General features: G+C 53.4%; 23 protein-coding genes and 1 riboswitch. Of the genes, 19 read left to right on the top strand and 4 right to left on the bottom strand.

Annotated elements, in window-relative coordinates; translation table 11 throughout:
• Window positions 1-18: 18 nt before the first annotated feature.
• The 12 genes from PCH05_RS24705 (at window position 19) to PCH05_RS24650 (ending at window position 12,604) form a co-directional block, all read left to right on the top strand.
• Window positions 19-741: an adenosylcobinamide amidohydrolase gene (locus PCH05_RS24705; protein WP_246049941.1), complete on the top strand. Its 723-nt coding sequence runs from the start codon at window positions 19-21 to the stop codon at window positions 739-741.
• Entirely contained in the window at window positions 738-1,703 is a 966-nt protein-coding gene (gene cbiB / locus PCH05_RS24700) for an adenosylcobinamide-phosphate synthase CbiB (RefSeq protein ID WP_127607011.1), read from the top strand. Before PCH05_RS24705 ends, cbiB begins: the two co-directional genes overlap by 4 nt.
• Entirely contained in the window at window positions 1,694-2,320 is a 627-nt protein-coding gene (locus PCH05_RS24695; RefSeq protein ID WP_164766794.1) for a histidine phosphatase family protein, read from the top strand. The genes cbiB and PCH05_RS24695 overlap by 10 nt, the downstream gene beginning before the upstream one ends.
• Window positions 2,321-2,463: 143 nt before the next feature.
• Window positions 2,464-2,678, top strand: a riboswitch (cobalamin riboswitch).
• A 296-nt stretch (window positions 2,679-2,974) separates the two neighbouring features.
• Window positions 2,975-3,982: an ABC transporter substrate-binding protein gene (locus PCH05_RS24690; protein WP_127606941.1), complete on the top strand. Its 1,008-nt coding sequence runs from the start codon at window positions 2,975-2,977 to the stop codon at window positions 3,980-3,982.
• Window positions 3,982-5,028, top strand: coding sequence for a FecCD family ABC transporter permease (locus tag PCH05_RS24685; RefSeq protein ID WP_127606938.1), 1,047 nt, complete (start codon window positions 3,982-3,984; stop codon window positions 5,026-5,028). Before PCH05_RS24690 ends, PCH05_RS24685 begins: the two co-directional genes overlap by 1 nt.
• A 35-nt stretch (window positions 5,029-5,063) precedes the next feature.
• Window positions 5,064-5,807, top strand: coding sequence for an ABC transporter ATP-binding protein (locus tag PCH05_RS24680; RefSeq protein ID WP_127607009.1), 744 nt, complete (start codon window positions 5,064-5,066; stop codon window positions 5,805-5,807).
• A 38-nt stretch (window positions 5,808-5,845) separates the two neighbouring features.
• Window positions 5,846-6,916, top strand: a complete 1,071-nt coding sequence (gene cobT, locus PCH05_RS24675) for a nicotinate-nucleotide--dimethylbenzimidazole phosphoribosyltransferase (protein ID WP_127606936.1) — start codon at window positions 5,846-5,848, stop codon at window positions 6,914-6,916.
• The gene (gene cobU, locus PCH05_RS24670; RefSeq protein ID WP_127606934.1) at window positions 6,913-7,470 is read left to right on the top strand and encodes a bifunctional adenosylcobinamide kinase/adenosylcobinamide-phosphate guanylyltransferase; all 558 of its coding nucleotides are present in this window, start codon (window positions 6,913-6,915) and stop codon (window positions 7,468-7,470) included. The genes cobT and cobU overlap by 4 nt, the downstream gene beginning before the upstream one ends.
• Window positions 7,467-8,276, top strand: coding sequence for an adenosylcobinamide-GDP ribazoletransferase (cobS, locus tag PCH05_RS24665; protein ID WP_127606932.1), 810 nt, complete (start codon window positions 7,467-7,469; stop codon window positions 8,274-8,276). Before cobU ends, cobS begins: the two co-directional genes overlap by 4 nt.
• Before the next feature lie 93 nt (window positions 8,277-8,369).
• Window positions 8,370-9,962: a cobyric acid synthase gene (locus PCH05_RS24660; protein ID WP_246049940.1), complete on the top strand. Its 1,593-nt coding sequence runs from the start codon at window positions 8,370-8,372 to the stop codon at window positions 9,960-9,962.
• Between the two features lie 323 nt (window positions 9,963-10,285).
• The gene (locus tag PCH05_RS24655; RefSeq protein ID WP_127606930.1) at window positions 10,286-11,680 is read left to right on the top strand and encodes an L-cystine transporter; all 1,395 of its coding nucleotides are present in this window, start codon (window positions 10,286-10,288) and stop codon (window positions 11,678-11,680) included.
• Between the two features lie 222 nt (window positions 11,681-11,902).
• Complete coding sequence (locus PCH05_RS24650) at window positions 11,903-12,604, top strand: queuosine precursor transporter (protein WP_127606928.1); 702 nt, start codon at window positions 11,903-11,905, stop codon at window positions 12,602-12,604.
• A gap of 107 nt (window positions 12,605-12,711) precedes the next feature.
• Here the strand turns inward: PCH05_RS24650 and PCH05_RS24645 are convergent, their stop codons facing one another.
• The 3 genes from PCH05_RS24645 to PCH05_RS24635 form a co-directional block, all read right to left on the bottom strand.
• Window positions 12,712-13,803 carry a M24 family metallopeptidase gene (locus tag PCH05_RS24645; protein ID WP_127606926.1) on the bottom strand — a complete coding sequence of 364 codons (1,092 nt, stop codon included), beginning with the start codon at window positions 13,801-13,803 and terminating at the stop codon, window positions 12,712-12,714.
• 143 nt (window positions 13,804-13,946) lie between these two features.
• Window positions 13,947-14,681, bottom strand: a complete 735-nt coding sequence (locus PCH05_RS24640) for an MBL fold metallo-hydrolase (protein ID WP_127606924.1) — start codon at window positions 14,679-14,681, stop codon at window positions 13,947-13,949.
• A gap of 179 nt (window positions 14,682-14,860) precedes the next feature.
• Window positions 14,861-15,304, bottom strand: a complete 444-nt coding sequence (locus tag PCH05_RS24635; protein ID WP_127606922.1) for a DUF2231 domain-containing protein — start codon at window positions 15,302-15,304, stop codon at window positions 14,861-14,863.
• Between the two features lie 218 nt (window positions 15,305-15,522).
• Here PCH05_RS24635 and PCH05_RS24630 point away from each other — a divergent pair, with 218 nt between their 5' ends.
• From PCH05_RS24630 to PCH05_RS24600, 7 genes are all read left to right on the top strand, one after another.
• The gene (locus tag PCH05_RS24630; protein ID WP_127606920.1) at window positions 15,523-16,380 is read left to right on the top strand and encodes an SDR family oxidoreductase; all 858 of its coding nucleotides are present in this window, start codon (window positions 15,523-15,525) and stop codon (window positions 16,378-16,380) included.
• A gap of 175 nt (window positions 16,381-16,555) precedes the next feature.
• Window positions 16,556-17,071, top strand: coding sequence for a GNAT family N-acetyltransferase (locus PCH05_RS24625; protein ID WP_127606918.1), 516 nt, complete (start codon window positions 16,556-16,558; stop codon window positions 17,069-17,071).
• A gap of 265 nt (window positions 17,072-17,336) precedes the next feature.
• Window positions 17,337-18,875, top strand: a complete 1,539-nt coding sequence (locus tag PCH05_RS24620) for a copper amine oxidase N-terminal domain-containing protein (RefSeq protein WP_164766793.1) — start codon at window positions 17,337-17,339, stop codon at window positions 18,873-18,875.
• Window positions 18,876-19,122: 247 nt separating this feature from the next.
• Window positions 19,123-19,512 (top strand): hypothetical protein, encoded by a 390-nt coding sequence (locus PCH05_RS24615; RefSeq protein ID WP_127606914.1) that lies wholly within the window; start codon window positions 19,123-19,125, stop codon window positions 19,510-19,512.
• Window positions 19,472-20,077, top strand: a complete 606-nt coding sequence (locus PCH05_RS24610; protein ID WP_127606912.1) for a tyrosine-type recombinase/integrase — start codon at window positions 19,472-19,474, stop codon at window positions 20,075-20,077. The genes PCH05_RS24615 and PCH05_RS24610 overlap by 41 nt, the downstream gene beginning before the upstream one ends.
• Window positions 20,078-20,593: 516 nt before the next feature.
• On the top strand, window positions 20,594-21,007 hold the full coding sequence (locus PCH05_RS24605) for an NUDIX hydrolase (RefSeq protein ID WP_127606910.1): 414 nt from the start codon (window positions 20,594-20,596) through the stop codon (window positions 21,005-21,007).
• Window positions 21,008-21,241: 234 nt separating this feature from the next.
• Window positions 21,242-21,595 (top strand): hypothetical protein, encoded by a 354-nt coding sequence (locus PCH05_RS24600; protein ID WP_127606908.1) that lies wholly within the window; start codon window positions 21,242-21,244, stop codon window positions 21,593-21,595.
• Window positions 21,596-21,812: 217 nt separating this feature from the next.
• Here PCH05_RS24600 and PCH05_RS24595 read toward each other — a convergent pair whose 3' ends face one another.
• A complete protein-coding gene (locus tag PCH05_RS24595; RefSeq protein ID WP_164766792.1) occupies window positions 21,813-22,304 on the bottom strand; it encodes a hypothetical protein in 492 nt (163 codons plus the stop codon).
• Window positions 22,305-22,854: the final 550 nt, after the last annotated feature.

The raw sequence follows: 22,854 nt of genomic DNA, 5'->3' as shown, positions 1-22,854 counted from the left end.
TTAAAGGGGGAAAATAAAGTGGCAACGCCTTTTTTGGACGGGCAGACGGCAGATTATCAGTCTGAAGTTTGGCCCGGCCTTGTATTGAAGCATGGAGAGCGGCATCTGCTGCTGCAAATGCCATCGATGGTGGAAGCCATGGGAAGCGCCGTTCACGGCGGCGGGGTAACACGCCTGCGGCGGATGACGAACATTTACGTGGACCGGACTTACGACTGCTCCGATCCCGTGCGCGACGTTATCGAGTGGCTGCGGGAATGGAGATATCCGATCGATACGACAGCCGGGCTGCTGACGGCGGTGCAGCTGCGGCATGCGTCGGTCATGGAGGAGAAAAATGCGGAAGCGGCGGTGTTCTGCTGCGTTACCTCCGGAACCTCCAATGCGGCAAGGGCAGGATCGGAGCGTACGTCATATCCGGCCTATAGCCCTGGCACGGTGAACATCATGCTCCTGATCGATGCCAAGCTGACGAAGGCGGCGATGGTGAATGCGTTGATGACGGCGGTGGAGGCCAAGGCGGCCGCGCTTGCCGATCTCAACGTGCGCGACGCGGAGAACGGACTTCTGGCAACGGGCACCACATCGGACGCGATCATGTTGGGCGTAAGCCAGAGCAGCGCTTATCCGGTGGAGCATCAATACGCAGGAACGGCAACCCATCTGGGCGCCATGATCGGCCGGACCGTGTATGGCGCGGTGAAGGAGGGACTGCTTGCGGCATGGGCGGAGCGCAGCTGACAGCTATCCTCATTCTGGCGGCGGCCTTCGTTATCGACCTGCTGATCGGCGATCCGCGCTGGATTCCGCATCCGGTCATCGGCATGGGGAAAGCAATCAAAAGGCTGGAGGCATGGATCCGCCGCCGCTTTCAGCCTGAAAGCTTGAAGAAAGCGGGCGTTCTGCTGCCGGTGCTGGTAGCTGGTGGCTCCTTCATCCTTACGTGGCTGCTGCTCCTGCTTCTCGGCTGGATTCACCCGTGGCTCGCCTGGGGCGCCGAAGCGGTGCTCATCGCGACGACGATCGCCGTCAAGGGCTTGAAGGACGCCGGGCTTGAGGTGTACCGGCATCTGGTTCAAGGCGATCTTCCGGCTGCCCGGAGCGGCCTCGGTATGATTGTCGGAAGGGAAACGTCGCATCTGGATGAGCCGGAGGTGGTCCGGGGAACCGTGGAAACGGTAGCCGAAAATATCGTCGATGCGGTGATCTCCCCGCTTCTGTATGCGCTTATCGGAGGAGCGCCCCTCGCGATGGCGTACCGGGCAGTGAACACGCTCGACTCCATGGTCGGCTACAAAAACGACAAATATATTCATCTGGGCTGGGCATCAGCCCGTCTGGACGATATCGCCAACTGGATTCCGGCACGGCTGACGGCGCTCCTGCTCATGCTATCCGCTCTGCTTCTGGGCCTGGATTACCGCAGCGCCTTCCGCATGGTGCGGCGTGACGCGAGGAAGCATCCAAGCCCGAACAGCGGCTTTCCGGAATCGGCGGTCGCCGGAGCGCTGGGGATCCGCCTCGGCGGTACCAATGTATACCATGGCGTTTCATCCTTCAGAGCCTACATGGGCGACGCGAAGAGACCGATGGAAGCCCGGGATATCCGGCTCACGAACCGGCTGCTGTATACAGTCTCGGTCATGTTCGTTGTTCTTTCGCTGCTGGCGATATGGGGAGCGGGGGGTACGCTATGGACATAAGGCGGATGAACCTTGTCCTTATGAGACACGGCTCCACGCTCTGGAACGAGCAGAAGCGATATTTGGGACACACGGATTTGAGTCTGAGTCCGCGAGGGCGAGAGGAACTGACATCGGCTCAGGCCAAGCTGATCGGCATGAATTTCGACCGCGTGTATTGCAGCGATCTAGCGCGCTGCCGCGAAAGCCTGAATGCCGTACGACCGGATCTTGCAGCTGGGGCTATCTATGACAGGGCACTGCGTGAGATGGATTTCGGAGCCTGGGAAGGGCATACCTATGACCAGCTGAAGGATACAGCTTTATACAGGCAATGGCTTGACGATCCGCAGCAGGTGACGCCGCCGGAAGGAGAGGCATGGGCTTCCTTTGAAGGAAGAATCGCGGCTTTTCTCGGGCGGATGCTGCCATCATCGGAGGTTACTCAACCGGAACCGCCTTCTTTTTCAACGAACGTACTGGCGGTAGCCCATGGCGGCGTCATCCGCCAGATCGCGACTCAGCTCGTGTCAGGCTTGGCCTTCTGGGAGATCGAGGCGGGGCCGGGGCAATTGCTCGGGTTGACGTTGGAGCAGCGGGAAGAAAGCTGGACCGGTGCGGAGCTGCGCATCCTGTAAGGCCATGAAATAGATCCTCCGGATGCACGGGGAGCGGATGCGCATGCTCCTCTCTTTCTTTTTATCCGGGAAAGATATCATTGTAAGGAATGATATTTTCACCTATAATCAAGAGCTAGAGATGCATTGCCTGGAAAATAAGTGAATAATGATACTGATGAGGTCCCGGATACGGCTGCTGCCGTATTGTTGAATCCGGGTGAAAAGGGAAGCCGGTGCAAATCCGGCACGGTCCCGCCACTGTAAAACAGGTATGCCCCGATAAGCCACTGTTCCGCCTTAAAGGCAGAATGGGAAGGCCGGGGTGATATGGCCCAAGCCTGTAAGTCAGGAGACCTGCCTCATGAGAATACTGACGGTCCTTCGAGGAAAGGATTACGTTCTAGCGCCTTGTTGTATGCAGCGTGATTCAACGCGAGATTCGGCGCCGGCCTGTCCGCGGTTTGCTGCCGCCAAGGTCCGAGCAGACGTAATCCCTGGTTCTTTTTTCAAGAACCGGGGTTTTTTATTGGGAAAAAGACGTGCTATGGCCTTTCATTATAGTCGTTTGGTTATCCCTTGATGTCTTCCGTCAAGCCATATTCATGTAGAACCCATTCGCCAGGCCTCTTTTACGTAACAGAAAACGAGACAAAAAGAGGAGAGAACGAGAAAATGAACTTGAAATCGCCAGTAAAAAGATGGTCCACCGGAATTGCGGCGCTGTTGCTCGCGTTATCGCTTGCGGCTTGCGGCAACAATACCAAAGATAATTCGGCGGCAACGCAGCCGGAGACATCGAAACAGGAGAACACGCAGCCGGCTGCGGCAGAGAGCCTGAAAACAACATACCCGTTAACGCTGCAGGATGCGACCGGACAATCCTTTACGTTTAAGGAAGCGCCTAAGCATATCGTATCCGTGTCTCCGGCAGAGACGGAAGCCCTCTTCGCCATCGGGCTGGATAATGAAATCGTAGGCGTATCCGACTATGACGACTACCCGGAAACGGCCAAGTCCAAGCCGAAAATGGGCGGGATCATGAAGCCGAACGAGGAAGCCATCATCGCGGCGCAGCCTGACGTTGTATTCACGGGCATCTCCATGAGCGAAGAAGCGGTGAAGAAGCTGCGCGAGCTCAGCATTCCGATTTTCAAGACCGATCCGAAGAACGTGGACGATGTTATCAAAAACATCGAAACTTACGGGCAAATCACGGATCACCAGGCTGAAGCGAAAAAAGTTGTCGACCAAATGAAAGCAGAGGAAAGCGCGGTCGTGGAAGCGGTCAAATCCTTAAGCGACGATCAGAAGAAAAAAGTATATATCGAGTTCTCCCCAGGCTGGACCGTAGGCAAAGGCGAGTTCATGGATGAGCTCATCAGCCTCGCCGGCGGCATCAACGTGGCATCCGATACGCAGGGTTGGAGCGAAATCAGCGAAGAGAAGATCATCAAGGATAACCCTGACGTGATCTTGTATGCAAAGAGCGTCATTGACGACAAAACCAAAAAAGGCCTGGGCGACATCATCAAAGGCCGCAGCGGCTGGGACCAGATTACAGCCGTGAAGAACGGAGCGGTCATCGGATTGGATGACAATCTGCTGAGCCGTCCGGGTCCGCGCGTCACGCAAGGACTTCAGGAAGTCGCCAAAGCGATTTATCCGGACCTGTTCAAATAATGAGCAAAAAGCTGGCAGGTTACGGAGGGATCGGCATCGTGCTGCTGGTGCTGACCCTGCTGATCTGTCTGGGGATCGGCTCGGTCGCGCTGCCGGTCAAGGATATTGCCTTGATCGTGCTGCACCGGCTGCCATGGATCGGGGATGCGATTCATCCGACATGGAATCCTTCCTTTGAACAAATCATCATCAAAGTACGGCTGCCCCGCGTGCTGCTGGGCATGCTGGTCGGCGCGTCGCTTGCGGTCGCCGGCTCCGGGTTTCAAGGCGTGCTGCGCAATCCGCTCGCCGATCCGTTCACGCTCGGCGTATCCTCCGGGTCGGCGGTCGGCGCGTCGATGCTCATCTATTACGGGCTGCAGTATTCTCTGCTAGGAGCATGGACGCTGCCTGCGCTCGCTTTTGTGACCGGTTCATTGACGCTATGGGGCGTGATGGCGCTGGCCCGCGAGCGGGGCAAAATCCCGACGAACAGCCTGATTCTTTCGGGCGTCGTGATGCAGTCGTTTCTCGGGGCGGTCGTCTCGTTCCTGACGGCGATGTCCAAGCGGACGGTCAACGAAATTTTATACTGGACAATGGGCAGCTTAAGCCTGCGTGGATGGTCGTATACGGCCATCCTTTTGCCGTATTTTCTGGTGGGATTCGCAATCATTTGGAGCCGGGCCCGTTCTTTAAACCTGCTGTCTCTAGGGGAGCGGCAGGCGGCGCATCTGGGCGTGAACGTGGAAGGACTCAAAATTACGGTGCTTCTGGTCAGCACGCTGCTCACGGCGGCGGCGGTGTCGATGGCCGGCGTTATCGGTTTCGTGGGACTCGTAATCCCGCATGTCATCCGGCTGATCACCGGTCCTGATTACCGGTATATCGTACCGCTCTCGGCGATCGGCGGCGGCATCTTCATGGTATGGGCGGACACGCTTGCGCGGTCCGTGCTCGCTCCGACCGAAATTCCGCTGGGCGTCGTGACCGCATTCGTCGGCGCGCCGTTCTTCGGCTATCTGCTGTACCGCAGCAAGAAACAGCGGGGAGGGAGAATCTCGTGATCGAGGTATCGGATGCATCCAAGCAGTTTCATGGCATGACGGCCTTGAGCCGTCTGAACTGGACCATTGGGGAAGGCGAGTGGTGGGGGATCATCGGGCCGAACGGCAGCGGCAAGTCAACGCTGATGCGTCTCTTGTCCGGCGTCGAGTCTGCGAGCTCGGGGACGATTACCATCAGCGGCAAACATGTCACTGCCTACAGCCGCAAAGAGCTCTCGCGTATGATGGCGGTGCTGCAGCAGGAAGGCATTGCGCCTATTCATTATCCGGTCCGGGAAGTGCTTGAGATGGGGCGCTATCCTTATCTGGACTGGCTCGGGCGGGACGCCAAGGACGATGCCGACACATTGATCGACGGCATCATGGAGAAGCTGGAACTGCAGGAGCTAGCCGATCGCCCGCTCGACGAGCTGAGCGGGGGACAGCGGCAGCGGGTGGCGCTGGGGCAAGTCATGGCCCAGGAGCCACAAATTTTGCTGCTGGATGAACCGACCACGTTTCTCGACATCCGCTACCAGCAGCAGTTTATGGAGCTGGTGGCGGACTGGCGGAGGGAGGCGGGAATTACGGTCATCGCCGTCCTTCATGATCTGAATCTGGCAGCCCAGTACTGCGACAAGCTCCTCGTCCTCCGGGACGGGCGGGCGGTCGGCATGGGCACGCCGCAGGAAATGCTGACGGCGGAGCGCATCCGGCTCGTATACGAGGTGGAGCCGGTCGTGGTGCCGCATCCCGCAAGCGGCGTGCCGCAGGTGCTTTTATCAAGGAAGCCGTTATAATAGGATTGATAGAATGCATCGAACTAGGGAGGAAGATTATGAATTCATTTTTGGAACAATACGTTGAACGCATCACCGGGCTCGACATCGAGGCTTCCCGCGCGGAAGCTTCGCATATCGGCAATCTGACGGTTCCTCCCGGCGCGCTTGGGAAGCTGGAATCGCTGGCCGTGCAGCTGGCGGGGATCACGGGGGACCTCAAGCCTTCTTTTCCGAAAAGAGAAGTCATCGTCATGGCCGCAGACCACGGGGTCTGCGAGGAAGGCGTCAGCGCCTTTCCGCAGGAAGTGACGACGCAAATGATCTATAATTTCCTGTCCGGCGGCGCGGCGGTTAACGTGCTGGCACGGCAGGCCGGAGCCGAAGTGGTGTGCGTGGATATCGGCGTGAATAACGACCTTGCGCATCCCAGCTTGCTCTCCCGCAAGATCCGCTGCGGCACGGCAAATATGGCCAAGGGTCCAGCCATGACGCGCGAAGAAGCGGAGCTCTCTATCGAGACCGGCATCCGAATCGTAGAGGAAGCGGTGCAGCGCGGCGTAAGCATATTCGTCACAGGGGAGATGGGCATCGGGAATACGACCGCGAGCGCGGCCGTCATGTGCGCCCTGACCAACACGGAGCCGCGGGATGCGGCAGGTCGGGGGACGGGACTGGATGACGAGCGGTTGAAGCATAAAGTTTCCGTTATCGAACGGGCACTGGAATTAAACGCGCCGGATGCGTCCGATCCAATCGATGTGCTCGCGAAGGTCGGAGGACTTGAAATCGGCGGCTTGACAGGCGTCATTCTGGGTGCCGCGGCAAACCGCTGCCCGGTGATGATCGACGGATTTATTTCAAGCGCGGCGGCGCTGCTGGCGCGGGCCATTTCGCCTGAAGCGGCGGCGTTTATGATCGCGTCCCATGCGTCCCATGAGCAGGGCCACCGGCAGCTGCTGCAGGTGCTGGACCTGCGTCCGGGTCTGGATTTGGACATGCGCATCGGCGAGGGCACCGGCGGCGTGCTCGGCCTGACGCTGGTGGATGCGGCTTGCCGCATCGTCAGCGAGATGGCGACGTTCGAGAGCGCAGGCATCTCCGGAAGCGGAGCAGCGGAGCAGCCATGAGCATCCTCGTTACGGGCGGAGCCAGAAGCGGAAAGAGCTCCTTCGCGGAGCGGTGGATCATGGCCCATGCGAAGCATGCCGTGTACGTGGCGACAGCGCAGGCTTTCGACCAGGAGATGAAGGAGCGGATCGCCCTGCATCGGGAGCAGCGAAGCCGGGCGGATTTCGCCTGGCGAACGGTTGAAGAGCCGGTGGAACTCGCGGAGCTGCTGGCGTCCTGGCATGCCGAGCCGGAAGCGCCTGCGGTGCTGGTGGACTGTCTGACCTTATGGCTGTCCAATGTGATATTGATGGTGGAAGGCGAGCCGGACCGGGAGCAGCGCATCCGCGAAGCGATCGATTCCCTGGTGGAGCAAATACAGCAATATTCGGGCACGCTAGTGCTCGTGACCAATGAGGTCGGCGACGGCATCGTGCCGGAGTATGCGCTCGGGCGGCTGTTCCGTGATTACGCCGGGATTCTGAACCAAGCGGTGGCGCGCGTGAGCAGCCAGGTGTTTCTCGTGACTGCGGGCATCCCCATCGAGCTGAAGAGCAGGGAGTATAAGCTATGAATCCGCGCATGCAGTCGGTTGCCGCCGCCTTTCAATTTTTATCGCGTTTTCCCGTCAAGGTGCAGCTGGATTACTCGCCGGAGCTGTTCCGGCGGAGCACGCGCTTCTATCCGCTGGTAGGCGCGGCCATAGGCGCCGCGGTATGGTGCTTTGCCGCCGCAGCGTCGTACCTGCTGCCGCCGCTGCCGGCGGCGGCGCTGATTCTTGCGCTGTGGGTCGCTTTGACAGGCGGCCTGCATCTGGACGGATGGATGGATACCGCAGATGGGCTGCTTAGCTACAGATCGAGGGAGAAGATGCTGGAGATCATGAAGGACAGCCGTGTGGGCGCCATGGGCGTGCTGGCCTGCGTGCTTCTTCTGCTGCTGAAGCTGTCGCTGATATACTCCCTGCTGACCGGCGGCTGGCCGCCTCTGCTACTACTGCTGCCGCCGATCTGGAGCCGCTGGTTCATGGTGCACGCCATGGCCTCCTGGCCGATGGCCAGGGGCAAAGAAGGTCTGGCCGGGCAGAACTTTAACGGTATGCAGAAGCGCCACAGTCTGGCAGCAGTGCCGGGTGCTGCGATCTGGACGGCAGCGGCAGCGGCAGTGTTCCCGCTGCTTGGCATTGGAGACTTCAGCCTGCTGCAGGCCGGTCTGTCATGGCTGCTGCTGCCGCTTGCAGCCTGGGGGATCGGAACCTGGGCGGCGCGCCGAATGACCGGCAAGCTCGGCGGACTGACCGGCGATACCTACGGCGCGCTGAACGAGGGCATCGAAACGGTGCTGCTGCTTGTGCTCGTGATCATTCAATATCGTTTATAGTCGTACATAATACATTCTAAAAGAGAAAGGCGGCGTGCTTATATCGTGAAGCAGCCGCCTTTGTTCTTGAATACCGAAGGAGGAACAGCCAATATGAGGCATGCTTTACAGGAAGGAAGCGGCGGAAGCGCGGCTGTGCTGATGCTGCAGGGAACCGCATCCGATGTAGGCAAAAGCGTCATTACAGCCGCGCTTTGCCGTGTTTTCATGCAGGACGGCTTCCGTACGGCTCCCTTCAAATCGCAAAATATGGCGCTGAATTCCTACGTTACGGAGGACGGCAAAGAAATCGGACGGGCTCAAGGCATGCAGGCCGAAGCCTGCGGGATCGTCGCAACGACCGACATGAACCCGATCCTGATCAAGCCGACGGGCGATATGCATTCCCAGATTGTGGTTCATGGACGCCCGCTGTCGAACATGAGCGCTTCGGATTACCGCAGCAAATATTTGCCGACCGCCAAAGAAACGGTCATGGAAGCGCTGGGACGCCTTCGCTCCCAATATGACATTGTTGTGATGGAAGGAGCGGGGAGTCCGGCTGAAATTAATCTCAAGGACCGGGACATCGTCAACATGAACCTGGCGGGATGGGCGGATGCGCCGGTGCTGCTGGTGGCCGATATTGATCGCGGCGGCGTGTTTGCCTTTCTGGTCGGTACGCTGGAGCTGCTCGAACCTCACGAACGTAAACGGGTCAAAGGGTTTATCATCAACAAGTTCCGCGGCGACCTGTCACTGCTTCAGCCGGGCCTGGATTGGCTGGAAGAGCGGACGGGCATTCCCGTCCTGGGGGTGCTGCCTTACATTCCCGATATGAGGCTGGAGGCGGAGGATTCCGTCGTTCTCGAAAGCCGGACCCGGGCGGGATTGGCTTCTATCGCACCGGATATCGATATTGCCGTCATCCGCAGCCCCCGCATATCGAATTTTACCGATGTGGACCCGCTCATGGCGGAAGCCGGAGTTTCAGTCCGTTTTGTCAGCCGTGCCGAAGAGCTTGGAATGCCGGACGTGATCATTCTGCCGGGAACGAAAAATACGATCGGAGACCTCGGTTTCTTGCGCGAACAGGGCTTTGAGACAGCGATCGCGCATGTGATGTGTAACGGCGAAGCGCAGCTTGTCGGCATTTGCGGCGGATACCAGATGCTGGGCAGAACGCTTTCCGACCCGAATGGCGTGGAGAGCACCGAAGCAGCGGAAGCGGAAGGACTCGGGTACCTGCCGCTTGCGACGGTATTTGCCGGAGACAAACGAACCGTACGCGTGAGCGGCACGCTTCTGGCGGAGTGCCCGGTGAGGATTGAAGCCGGGAGCCCTGAAGCATCGCTGCCGATCGAAGGATATGAAATCCATATGGGAACCACGCAGACGCTCGATCATCCGGATGAACAGGTATTTCCCTTGTTTGAGATTCAAGAAGCGAACGGTGTAAGCAAGCCGGAAGGGTGCGGCGCGGGCAGCGGCAGGGTCTGGGGAACCTACCTGCATGGGGTGTTCCATAATGACGCCTTCCGCAGCGGTTGGCTGAACGGCATACGGGCGGTTAAGGGTCTTGCGCAGACAGGAACCACGGTTGCGGTAAAGGAGCTTAAGGAACAAGAATTCGATCGAATCGCCGCAACGGTGCGGGCGCATCTACGCATGGACGAAATTTACGGTTTGCTTGGAAAAAGCATTTAGCAGGAGCTGCGCGCGGGCATTTCAGGTTATTTTTTATAGAATTGGGTAAAAAGGAAGTAAGAAGTCATCCAGATTCATTCATGGGATGGCTTCTTTTTTTGGAAGAGAAAGCTTTATACATTTTCTAAAATTAATCCTATCCAAATACTATGAATTGTGCTAATATAAAAAACAGTTTCGGACTGGAGGCTTAAAACTTGACTTTTCGCAAAGTTTAAATCCATGTCCGCCAACATACAATTTTTTAATCAGGTCATGTGGACATCCATGTGCGGATGGGTGATTCACTCAAGGCCTTACGATAAAGGGGTGCAGATAAGAAGATGAATACACTATGGGTTATTGTCAATGTGATCGTCATGCTGGCTCTCATCGGACTATTGCTCTGGATGCAGAAGAAGCATGTCTCGTTCACGAAACGCGTGTTTACCGGACTTGGTCTTGGGGTCGTGTTCGGCGTTGTTTTGCAGCTGATCTTCGGCGTTGATTCCGCCGTCATTGCGAAATCGACCGATTGGTTCAACCTGGCGGGTTACGGTTATGTCGGCCTGCTGCAAATGGTGGTTGTGCCGCTGATCATGGTCTCGATCATTTCCGCGATCATGAATCTGAAGGGCAGACAGAACCTCGGCAAAATGAGCGGATCGATCATCGCCGTGCTGCTGGTTACCGTTGCGATCGCAGCGGCCGTCAGTATTGCGGTCAGCCTGAGCTTCAACCTGAAAGCCATTGACATTAAAGCGGGTGACCGCGAAAATGCGCAGGGCCAAAAGCTGGAGCAGAAGCTCGGCGATGTACAGGATAAAACCATTCCGCAGCAGATTCTGGAATTCGTACCGACGAATCCGTTTGCCGATATGACGGGCGCCCGCCGCTCTTCCACGCTGGCCGTCGTTATTTTCTCCGCATTCATCGGAGTGGCGGTACTCGGCATTGACCGCAAAAAGCCGGAGCAGGCCGCAACATTCCGGAAATTGGTTGAAGCCGTTTACGCCGTCGTGCTGAGGATCGTTACGCTCGTGCTGAGGCTGACGCCATACGGCATCCTGGCCTTGATTACGAAGACGGTGGCGACCACCAACGTCGACGAAATCCTCAAGCTGATCAAATTTGTGGGTGCTTCTTACGTCGCTTTGGCGATTATGTTCATCATTCACCTGATCATCATCGCGCTGTTCGGATTCAATCCGATCCAATATGTCAGAAAAGTGCTGCCTACGTTGACATTCGCGTTCACGTCCCGCTCTAGCGCGGCGACGATTCCGCTGAACGTGGAGACCCAAACGAAGAGACTGGGCGTATCCGAAGGGATTGCGAACCTGTCCGCGACGTTTGGCGCAACGATCGGCCAGAATGGCTGTGCCGGCATCTATCCGGCCATGCTCGCCTGCATGATCGCACCGACGGTCGGCATTGATCCGCTGAGCTGGAGCTTCATCGTGAAGCTGATTCTGATCGTGGTCATCAGTTCCTTCGGCGTGGCGGGTGTAGGCGGCGGTGCAACCTTCGCTTCCCTGATCGTGCTGTCGACGATGAACCTGCCGGTCGCGCTGGCGGGTCTGCTGATCTCGGTTGAGCCGCTGATTGACATGGGCCGTACGGCGCTGAACGTCAACGACTCGATGGTGGCAGGGCTCGTATCCAGCAAGGTGCTGAAAGAGAACGATCATGACGTCTTCAACAATCATGTGGATCTCGATAACGCCGTTCAAGCTTAAATCTGAATTTCAAACCTAAGAGCAGAGTCCCGGCTGAAAGCCGGGGCTCTTTTTTTGTTACGAGGACAGCGGTTTGTCTTCATTCGCGGCATCCCCTAAAATAATCGTAGCCACGAAGGCGAGATTATGTTACATTAGAACATGTTTTTGTCCGGTGACACGCCGGGCTTAAAAACCGCGGTTCGTAACCATCCCGCGTAATCAAAACTAGGAGGAAGCACCATGTTTAACTTGCTATGGGGTATCGTTTACGTACTCGTTAATTTTTCGCTGTATTTACTGTGTTACCGTCTGTTCGGCAAAAAGGGCTTATACGCCTGGATCGGTGTTGCGACCGTGGTAGCCAACATTCAGGTGACCAAAACGATCGATATTTTCGGCATTGCCATGACGCTCGGCAATACGATGTACGTCAGCTTGTATATGACAAGCGATCTGCTGAACGAAAAGTACGGCAGGAAGGAAGCGCAAAAGGCGGTCTGGTTCGGCTTTTTCACCCTGATCATGACCACGGTGCTCATGCAGATGGCTTTGTACTTCTCGCCGCTCGGCGGAAGTGACGACGAGATGCAAAAAGCGCTGCAAAGCATTTTCGGCCTGATGCCGCGGCTTGCGCTGGGAAGTCTGACGGCGTATTTCGTAAGCCAGTTCCTCGACGTGAAGCTGTACACCTGGATCCGCAAATTTTACGGCAAGCGTCATCAGTTCTGGATCCGGAACAACGGCAGCACGATGATCAGTTCGCTCGTGGACACGCTCATTTTCTGCGTGATCGCTTTTGCCGGACGAGAAGGGTTTACCTGGACGATCTGGCTGGAGGTATTCCTGACGACGTATATCATCAAGTTCGTGCTTACAGCCGTGGGAACGCCATTTCTCTACATTGCCCGCGATTTCAAATTTGCCGATGAGGATAAGGAATAGAGGGTTTGACTCATTCATCATAAGACTGCAACAAAAAACCGGAGGCAGCATCCCCGCACGGGATGAAGCTTCCGGTTTTTTGATGATTCAGGCCGTCAAGGCGACGATCAGCCTTCGAGCGTGATCAGCTCTTTGGGGTAGGAGGTCAGCACCTCGACGCCGTTGTCCGTGACGAAAATATCGTCCTCGATCCGTACGCCGCCAAGTCCCGCCACGTAGACCCCCGGCTCAACGGTAAATACCATGCCCGGCTGAACCAGGTCGGTATTGTTGCCGTGAACGGAAGGATATTCATGCACGTCCATGCCGAGGCCATGACCCAGGCGATGGAGGAAATAAGGACCGTAGCCGGCTTTTTCGATCGCTGCGCGGGCTGCCTGATCGACCGATGCCAGGGTTACGCCGGGCTTGATCGCCTGAATGCCCTGCAAATTGGCTTCGAGCACCGCGTTGTAAATGTTCTTCTGTTCGGGTGAAATCTCACCTACCGCAAAGGTGCGGGTAATATCGGAGGCATAGCCATCCGCGTAGACGCCCATGTCGAACATGAGCAGGTCGCCATGCTGGATCTTGCGGTCGCCCGGTGTGCCGTGCGGCAGCGCGGTCTTTGGACCTGACAGCACCATCGTGTCGAAGGATGGACCCTGCGCGCCGAGTTTCTTCATCAGATACTCGAGCTCGGCCACGATCTCGATTTCGGTGACGCCGGTTTTCACGCTTTTCAGTCCTTGGCGGAGCACTTCCTCGATGAGCTCCATCGCATGCTTCATGCGTTTGATTTCTTCAGGGGATTTGTTGACGCGCATGCTGCGGAGCAGCGGCCCGATATCGGCAAACTGCCCAGCCGATACGGATGCGGACAGCTCTTCGTAGCGTGCAACGGTGAGCTGCTCCTTTTCGATGCCAAGTGTTCCCACGCTGCCTTTAAACTGCTGCTGCAGCAGCTGGTAAGGGTTGTCGGTATCGCTGTGCGTAACGATTTTTGTAACGCTGGAGGCTGCATTCGCAGCTTCGGCGTCCAGTGCGGGCACGATCAGCAGCGGCTCTTCTCCGCGCGACAGCAGGAGGCCAAGAAAACGCTCATGCGGATCGCTTGCGAATCCGGTCAGGTAATACACATGTTTGGGGTCGGTCACCAGCAGGCTGTCCAGTCCCTGGTCATTCATCGATTGTTCCAATTGTTCAATACGGCTGCTCATATTCAGGTCTTCCTTTCCAAACCAAGGTTGTTCGTTCAAGGGTCAAACTTCCACCAAAGGCGTTGTCGTCGCTGGCGGAAATACATCGATAGATCCTATTATACCACCCAAGCTTCATATGCCTGAAGGGTCCATTTCATATTTCACTGCTGCTCCAGACTTTGAATGAGCTCGGCGATCCGCGCGGCAGGATGCTTGTCATATAGGCCGCCGTGATAGCAGAATACTTCGTCGAGCGGAAGGCCGGCCAGCTTATGCATGCTTCGTACGGCTTCCTTCATATCCGGCGTGAAGGCTTCTGCCGGGCCGACGAGCTCGCCGTCCACCACACGCAGCTCATCTGCGGCAAGCAGGAGCTTGTCCTCTGGCAGGTACAGGCAGATATGTCCCGGCGTGTGTCCCGGCGTATGGATCACTTGCATGCCTCCATGGATATCGAGCGTTTCACCGTCCCGGAGTTCCCGGGAGATGCGAATGGAGGGAAGCTGGTCGAACAGTGCGAGGATCGGGTTCCTTGCCTCTTCCGGCATGCGGGACAATCGCTCGTCCGTCATTTTGATGATGCGTTTTGCGCCCGTGATATAGGGGATGTCGTCCGGATGTGCCCAGACCTCAATCTCCGGGAAGGCCTTCGTTAAAGCGGCCAAATTGCCGACATGGTCAATATCCTGATGCGTGATAATAATCCGTTTAATATCAGATAGCTGAAGCCCGGCATCCTGCACGGCCCGGGTAAGCTGATCCATTTGACCGACATTGCCTGTGTCCACCAGCGTGGCGCCGTTGTCATCCCACAGCAGCACAGGCTGATAAGCAGGCTCGGCAGCACCGGGCTGCGCATATAGTTCAATCGAAGCGATTCGTTGTCCAAGTTTCATAGGGTATCCGGATGAAGATCCGGTGCACCTCCTCTGGTTCGGATTTCTATTCTTACCTATTATAAAGCCGCGGGCTGCAAAAATAAAAACACCTGACTGCATCGACGTGCAGACAGGTGTTTAGCGTTTCATATGGAATACAAGGAGAAGCCAGCTGAACATTTTAAATAGAACATGCCCTATTGCGCAGTGCCGCCGTGATAGACGATCTCTCCGCCGTAGTGTCCGGTCAAATAAATGAGTACGAGCCCCGCCAATGAAATGACCAGCAGCAGAGGAGCCACCCAGCGCAGTGCTTTGTCAAAGCGCTTCTTCACCCATGGCAGCCGCATCAGTACTTTGAGGGCAAGCAGCACTCCGAAGACCACCAGGGCATCGAAAGCCATGCTTTCATGCTTGTGAATCATGGCTCCGGTTGCGCCAAAGACGGATCTGGCATAATCTTCTCCGCCGTCTCCTGTCATGTAGGCTATGATTCCGCTGATAAACCCCAGTCCCAGCAGAGCATCCGCCGGCCAGTCAAAAAGTCGTGGGCGCCATAGGGCAAGAATCTGTACCACCGCGGCCAGAAACAATAACGCAATGGGAAAATGGACGATCAAGGGATGAAGGGGCATACTCATTCAAATTCCTCCTAAGATTGAAAAGAAACGGATTCTTGAAACTGATCATAAGGGTCCGAGATTAAAATTCGCTGTGAAAACATAAAGATGAAGATAAACATAAAGATGAAGATAAATATGGAGATGATGTTGAAAAATAAAACAATTGATTTGGTAACACGGACATGTTTAATTACATGTAGAACCCTTAAATGGAATATGGGACGGGAGGAATAAGGATGTCGAAGGTTGTGGTCGTAACAGGAGCCAATTCAGGGATGGGGCTTGCTTCAACGGTCGCTTTGGCCAAGCAGGGTGCAGAGGTGATCATGGTATGCCGCCATGAACAGCGAGGACAAGCGGCGCTGGCGGAGGCCATCCGGCAAAGCGGATCGGACCAGATCCGGCTGATGCTCTGCGATTTAGGCAAGTTGTCCAGTATCCGGAATTTTGCGCATGCCTTTAAGGAGCGCTATTCCAGGCTGGACGTGCTTCTCAACAATGCGGGCGTCGTGATGATCAAGCGGCAAGAAACGGCCGATGGCTTCGAGATGGACCTTGGGGTCAATCATCTGGGGCATTTTCTGCTGACGAACCTGCTGCTGGATACGCTGATTGCTTCTCCCCAAGGTAGAGTCGTGACCGTCGCCTCGGGCGCCTATAAGGCAGGGAACATCCATTTTGACGATCCGTTCCTGATGCGGGGATTCAATCCGGCCAAAGCCTACGCCCAATCGAAGCTGGCGAACATCCTGTTCACGAAGGAGCTGGCGGCTCGCCTCTCAGGCACGAATGTCACGGCCAACTGCGTACATCCGGGGGCTGTCGGCACCCAGATCGGCGTCAACCGCGATACCGGATTCGGCAAAACGGTGCTGGCGATGCTGAAGCCGTTCTTTTTGACACCAGAACAGGGGGCGGACACGGCTGTTTATCTGGCAACGGCGCCCGAGATGGAGCGAGTCACCGGGCAGTATTTTTACAAGAAGAAACCTCAAAAGCTCACCGCTAAAGCCGAAAGCAAGGAGAACGCCAAGCGGTTATGGTCGTGGAGCTGCGAGCAGGTAGGGATCGAGGATCGTCTTTCTTTGAGGTGACCGGGTGCGTGAGCGAATGAGAAAGGAAGCTTCAGAGAGCTATTGCAGCAGGATGATTATACATAATATTTGGACTTTTCCTTCTGTGGAGCCAAGGACCGATAGCGCATCCGGCGTTCTTTCGATAAAATAGAGACAAAACCATTCGGATCACCGCAGGGGGAATGAACGCATCATGAAACTGGACAGCTATACGATCGAAGATGCACAAACGGAGGATTTGCCCGCCATTGTAGCCATTTATAACTCCACGATTGACGGTAGAAAAGTGACCGCGGACCTGGAGCCTGTGACGGTGGAGAGCCGGCAGCGCTGGTTCAATGAGCATAACAGCCATCATCGGCCGCTGTGGGTCATGAAGTCGGAAGGCGAGACGCTGGCTTGGCTCAGCTTCCAGTCCTTTTACGGACGGGCCGCGTATAACGCGACGGCTGAGATCAGCATTTATGTATCGGAAGCCTGCCGCGGCAAGGGTGTAGGCGGGATTTTGCTGGAAAAGGCATTTGCAGCCTGCCCGGAGCTGGGCATTAAGCGCCTTGTCGGCTTTGTTTTCGGACATAATGATCCGAGTCTGAAGCTGCTGCGAAAGTACGGATTTGAGGATTGGGGCTTTCTGCCCGGCGTGGCCGAGCTGGATGGAATCGAGCGGGATCTGGTCATCGTTGGCAAAAGGGTGGAGGCATCCGCATAAGAAATTTTTGCTCCATCGGTTATACGAAAAAATGCCGAAGCTCTCAGCATATCATGGAATCAAGCCCTCTCCAGGCGAACTGCCGCAGCAGCGCCGGGGGAGGCTTTTTTTTGCGCGGAAAGCACAGGTTATCAGAAAATATAGATTTATTAAATATTGTATTTACATGAGCGGATAAGCACTGGCATACTATATTCAACCGGATATTTTACCGGGATATGGAAAAGCCATGAATCATCATGGATACATAAGGAGGAACATAATGATGAAGCGTTTCAAATGGGGGATCACCGCGGTGCTGCCTCTGCTGCTGGTGCTGCTTGCAGGCTGTCAAGCCGTTGGCGGCGTGGATGTCAGCAAAGCTGCGCTGAGCACGCTGGATGTCAAATCATCCATGTCGAAGCAGACGCTGTCTCTGCAGTTGGTCCCGGTAGACGGGAAATTGAATGAAGACGACCAGAAGGCGATCGAGCTGCTGAACTCATTGTCTCTTACGATCGATCAGGCCGCCATGCAGGATGCCAACACGGCATCGCTTGAAGGATCGGTCCAGGTGAAGGGCAAGAAGCTGCCTTTCCATCTGGCGATGGACAAGAAGGCAATGACCCTGGCGGTCGATGGCATGACGCAGCCGATATCCGTGCCGCTGGAGCTGGAAAACATGGATCTGGGCATGATGATGCCAGGTCTCGATATGAACAACGAAAGCATGATTCAAACGTACAAGGACGTGCTCGGCTTCCTGCTGAAGCATACGCCGAATCCTTCTTCCATCTCGGTCAGTCCGGTGTCGGAAAAGGTGAACGGCGAGACGCTTTCCCTGCAAAAGCTGCATATCGATATCCGCGGGGATGAGCTGGTTGGCATGGCAAAAGGCTTCCTGACAAGTCTCTCCAAGGATAAGGAAGGGGTAAAGCAACTGGTGACCCGTCTGTATGACGCGTACTATCCGCTGTTTGCCGCTTATGCCGGAGCGCCTGAGGAAGAGACCGCCGCGCCGAGTCAAGCCGAAAAGGAAAAGAACATCAATGAAGCCGTGGATGAGCTGATGGCTGCGCTGGATGAAATCCTGCCGGATTATGACAAGAACGTGGATGAACTGCTCGGGGAAGCCCCTGAGCTGAGCGACATGCTGAGTAAAAACACCGTGCTGTCCATGGATTTCATGCTCGACAGCAAGCTCAACATCCGCAAGCAAAACATGGACCTGACCGTACAGCTTCCGGCTAGCGAGGATCTGCCGATCAAGCAGGTGAAGGTGCATTCCGAAGCCGAGACCTGGAAGATTAACGAGCCGGTGACTATCCATAACGTAGACACGTCCAAAGGCGTGTGGGATGTCAGCGCAAGCGAGGCGACACCAGGCGAGGTGCTGCGCCACCTGGACCGCCAATCCGATCTGTACCATTTGCTGAAGGATGACCTGAACATTACGAGCAAATCCTTCTATATGTACACGGACGAAGATCCAACCGTGCTGTATGATCCAGGCTATGAGCCGGTCATCGTGAAGAACGTCATGATGGTGCCGGTCAAATATGTGGCCGATGAGCTCGACGCTCAGCTGCTGTGGGACGCGAAGACGAAATCCATAACGCTGATCGACGATCTGACAGGCTCCAAAATCGTCTTGAAAATGGGCTCCAATCAGGCGTCCATCGACGGCGTTACCGAGACCCTCAGCCAGCCGGTGCAAAATCTGGACGGCTACGCCTACGTGCCGATGCGCTTTATTACAAAAGCCCTGGGAGCGCAAGGAAATTGGGATGCCAAAGAGCAAATCGTAACAATCGAAAGAGATTAATGAATAGGGCATGTGATGTTTCCGAAGGTATTGGAGACGGTTGAGAAACCGTCTCTTTTTTTTGTGGGCATGGAGCTCAAATATATGATCTCTATGTTCTAGGAATCGAAGTTGAAGGAGCATCGTGACCATTCTAGTCAGATTCTATGTAGATGTGTTTAACCTTCCAGCTCAAAAAAGGAGAGGAATTATAGACGGAAAACAGATTAAAGTAAGGACAGCGTCAGAGGGCAGGCTATGGGTAACTATGCCCCCTGAGAAGGATTGGGTGGAGCATATGCGCAGCGTTCAGGGGCGAAAGTGGCATCCGGACGTCAAACAGTGGAGCATTCCGGTAACAGAGGGAACCATCGATACGTTCGTAAGAAGGTTTGTGGACTTACCGGTTGGGAGGGATTCTTGCGTGCAGGAGCAGTTTCCGCAGCTGCGCAGGTGCTCGCCTCAGGGCGGACGCTGGCGGAAAAAATGTACGGATGCGTTGAAATTGAAAGGGTACCGCGGAAGTACGGAAAAAGCATATGTAGGACATTTGGAAAGATGCATGCATCTCACCGGAGTACATATCGACAACATGCTGATGCCGGATGTAAGGGACTATTTGCGATTTTCCAAAAGAGTGGGCAAGGCCAAAACGTGAGAAAAAGCTCCCTGCCGTTCTTTCGGCCTCCGAGGTATCGCTGCTGCTCGGCAGTGTCACGAACATCAAGCATCGAGCAGCGTTAACACTGATTTACTCTGCGGGTCTTCGGATCAGTGAGGTTGTGCGATTGAGAGTGCAGGACCTGGATACAGAGCGGGGTATCATCCATGTTCGCCAGGCCAAGGGGAGAAAGGACCGGTACACGCTGCTGTCACAAACCGCATATAAGCTTCTGGAGGAGTATATCCAGACAGAGCGCCCCCGAGAATGGCTGTTACCAGGAGGAACGGACGGAAGGCCCATCACCGTGAGAAGCATTCAGCACGTGTTTGAAAAAGCCAAGCAGCATGCGGGGATTCAAAAACCGGCGACGGTGCATACCCTGAGGCATTCCTTTGCAACGCATCTGCTGGAAGCGGGAACAGATATCCGCTACATTCAGGAACTGCTCGGCCATGCCAGTTCCAAAACGACAGAGATCTACACACATGTGAGCATCAGAGATATCCGCCGAATCCAGAGCCCATTGGATCGATTGAAAGAGATGAAGGATATTGAATAAAATGGAAACTTCGCATAACATACTCTGTAAGAGACAAAAACGAATGTCGCATTTTACCGAGAAAGGGTGGGATTTGCGACATTCGTGGATTGGGAGTTCTCCGAAACTGCTGTAGACAATATTTAAATAAGCTGAACAAGAGGGATGAAGCAAATTCGGGATGTCTTCTGTTGACGAAGAGCGATATGAACGAAGTGATTCGGGGATGTCTTACGTTGACGAAGAGCGATATGAACGAAGCAAATTCGAGGATGTCTTCCGTTGATGAAAAAACGAATATGAACGAAGTAATCTCCAAGAAGGTCCTTTTAATCTGTAAATGGGAGTAGTCCGAAGAAGTCAGCAGCATCGGAGAACATAATATTCAAGCGTCGGGCCTTGCGGCCCTTGGTCCGGCCGAAGTTATGAAGCCCCGGAGATGAATCAGCCGGACATATCCGACTTTGTCGGATGTCGTGAATACAGAAACGTTATATGAAATCTGAGCAAATCTATTAAAGAAAGGGAGCAAAGTAAATGGATAATTCTCCGAAGCATATAGTGACCGCTGCCGCGGTTGTTTTGAACGATAATAATGAAATTTTATTGATAAATGGGCCCAAGAGAGGATGGGAGATTCCTGGGGGGCGTGTTGAGGAAGGCGAATCAATATCCTCTGCAGCTATAAGAGAGACCAAAGAAGAAACTGGAATAGATATTGAAATTATTAAATTTTGTGGGATGTTTCAGGATGTTAAGTCATCTGTTTGTAACACCTTATTTTTGGGAAGACCCGTCGGTGGTGAATTCAGAACCTCGGAAGAAAGTCATGAAATTGGTTATTTTTCAATAGAAGTTGCATTGAAAAAGATAACTTGGAGGAGCTTTAAAGAACAAATTGAATATTGTATAAACCAACAAGAACCATTTTTAATAGAATTTAATAACTAAGGTATAGATATTTTGTGAGGCATATCATGGAAGGCTCAGACTTCATATAACACAGTATTCACGCTGCGGGCCATTCGGCCCTAGATCTGCCAAGAAGTATTATCGAAGAAGAAGATTCTGGCAGATACATCCATTCCCCTAAGATAAGAGCTATCTAAGGGGAATGGACGTCGTGAATACAAGAACGTTATATGAAATTACTGCTGATAAAGAAAGACAAGATAGGGAGATCTTATGACGGTTATAAATGACAAATTAAATAGCTTATTTCAAGAATTAGAAGATATCAAAGAAACTTATGTCGACCTAAGTACTTCAAGCTTAGATAAAAACTCAAAAATGACATGGACAGAACATAAAGAGGCTTATGAAGAACTCGGGGAAGTATTCAGCGCATCGAAGTTTCGATCAATACAAACTGAAATAATCGAAGAGGTAATTTACTCAATCCTAGAAATGCTTGATGGATATAAAAACTTAAACTTTGAGGCGGATCTAATTGATAAAAACACTAAAGAATCAATTATGAATAAAATTCAACTCCATGATAAGTATAGAGATTTCATTGAATTGAAGAAGCATTTGTGAGTATTCCGAAGGAGACAGTAACTTCATATAACATCGTATTCACGCATCGCAGCCTTGCGGCTGCTCGGTCCGCCCGAGACATTTTCGAGGAAGCTGAATCAAGCGGACAACCCTGCGAACCTAACCGCATCGCGGCCGGTCACTTCGTGACCTTAAGGTTCTCGGGTTCGTGAATACGAGAGACGTTAAGCGAAATTACTGAAAATAATGAAAAAAATTATAAGAACAACTCGATGATAGTAGCTATTCCTGCAAGTAATGTAATAGTTGTTGAGATTATTAGAAACCATTTAGAAGATTTAGTTTTTGAATTATTATTGGTATCGAGAACTTTCATATTGTGAGTAGGTGAAATACTTACATTACTAATACTATTTTTGCCTTGAACTAGTTGATGATTATTTTTAAATTGATTTTTAAATTCAAGTAAAATTTGTTCAGCAAAGGATTTTTCATGAGTTTCTACCTCAAGTAATGTAAATTCATTTATAAAGTGACTAAATGTTAGTTTGTTTATGATTGAATCATTTCTAGCTGTATAGAATGTGTAGATAATAGAGGTGATTCTTTCTTTCAATAAAATTTCCTTATTCAGATCATCGAAAGAACTGAAATCAAAAATTATACTCTTATCATTATTGATACTTACTTGTTGTATTATCTGATTGTAATCATCGATTCCATGCAAAGTCATTAAATTTGTAGCCAATTGATAAAATTTATTTATGGTTTTCTTGTTGATTTTTTTATAAGGGAGTTTTATTGACATCGATATAGGCATGGTATCATCCTCGAAGATTTTTTTATAATTATATCACTATTAGTATGTATAATGTTGAACTAGGAATTAGATACTTGGTGATTCAATGAAGTCAGTAACTTCGCTTAACAACATATCTACACTGCGAGCCGTTCGGCTCTTGGTTCGCAGGAGGAATAGGCAAGAAGTGAATTCAGCTCACAACTCTGCGTGGCTAAGTCCGTCGGACCCGGCGTGTGCACGCCTTAAGCCTCTCGGGTTCGTAGATACAAGAAACGTTATAAGAAATTGGGGCAAAGGATATAAAAAACAACTCAAAGGAGTAATGTACATGGCGAAGACCTCTTTGGAAATGGTAGAAGAATTCAAAACCTTTATTGATTTTGTACAAGAGTTAAAGACTATAGATGAGGAACATTGGAATAGTCCCATTTCAGAAGGGAAATGGTCATTGAAAGATGTTATCAGTCATATCATGCTTTGGGACAAATATTTTTAT

This window comes from Paenibacillus chibensis, from assembly GCF_004001045.1.
GTDB lineage: Bacteria > Bacillota > Bacilli > Paenibacillales > Paenibacillaceae > Paenibacillus_AQ > Paenibacillus_AQ chibensis.
Note: the sequence above shows the minus strand (reverse complement) of the source record. Positions and strands in the feature narration are given on the sequence as shown.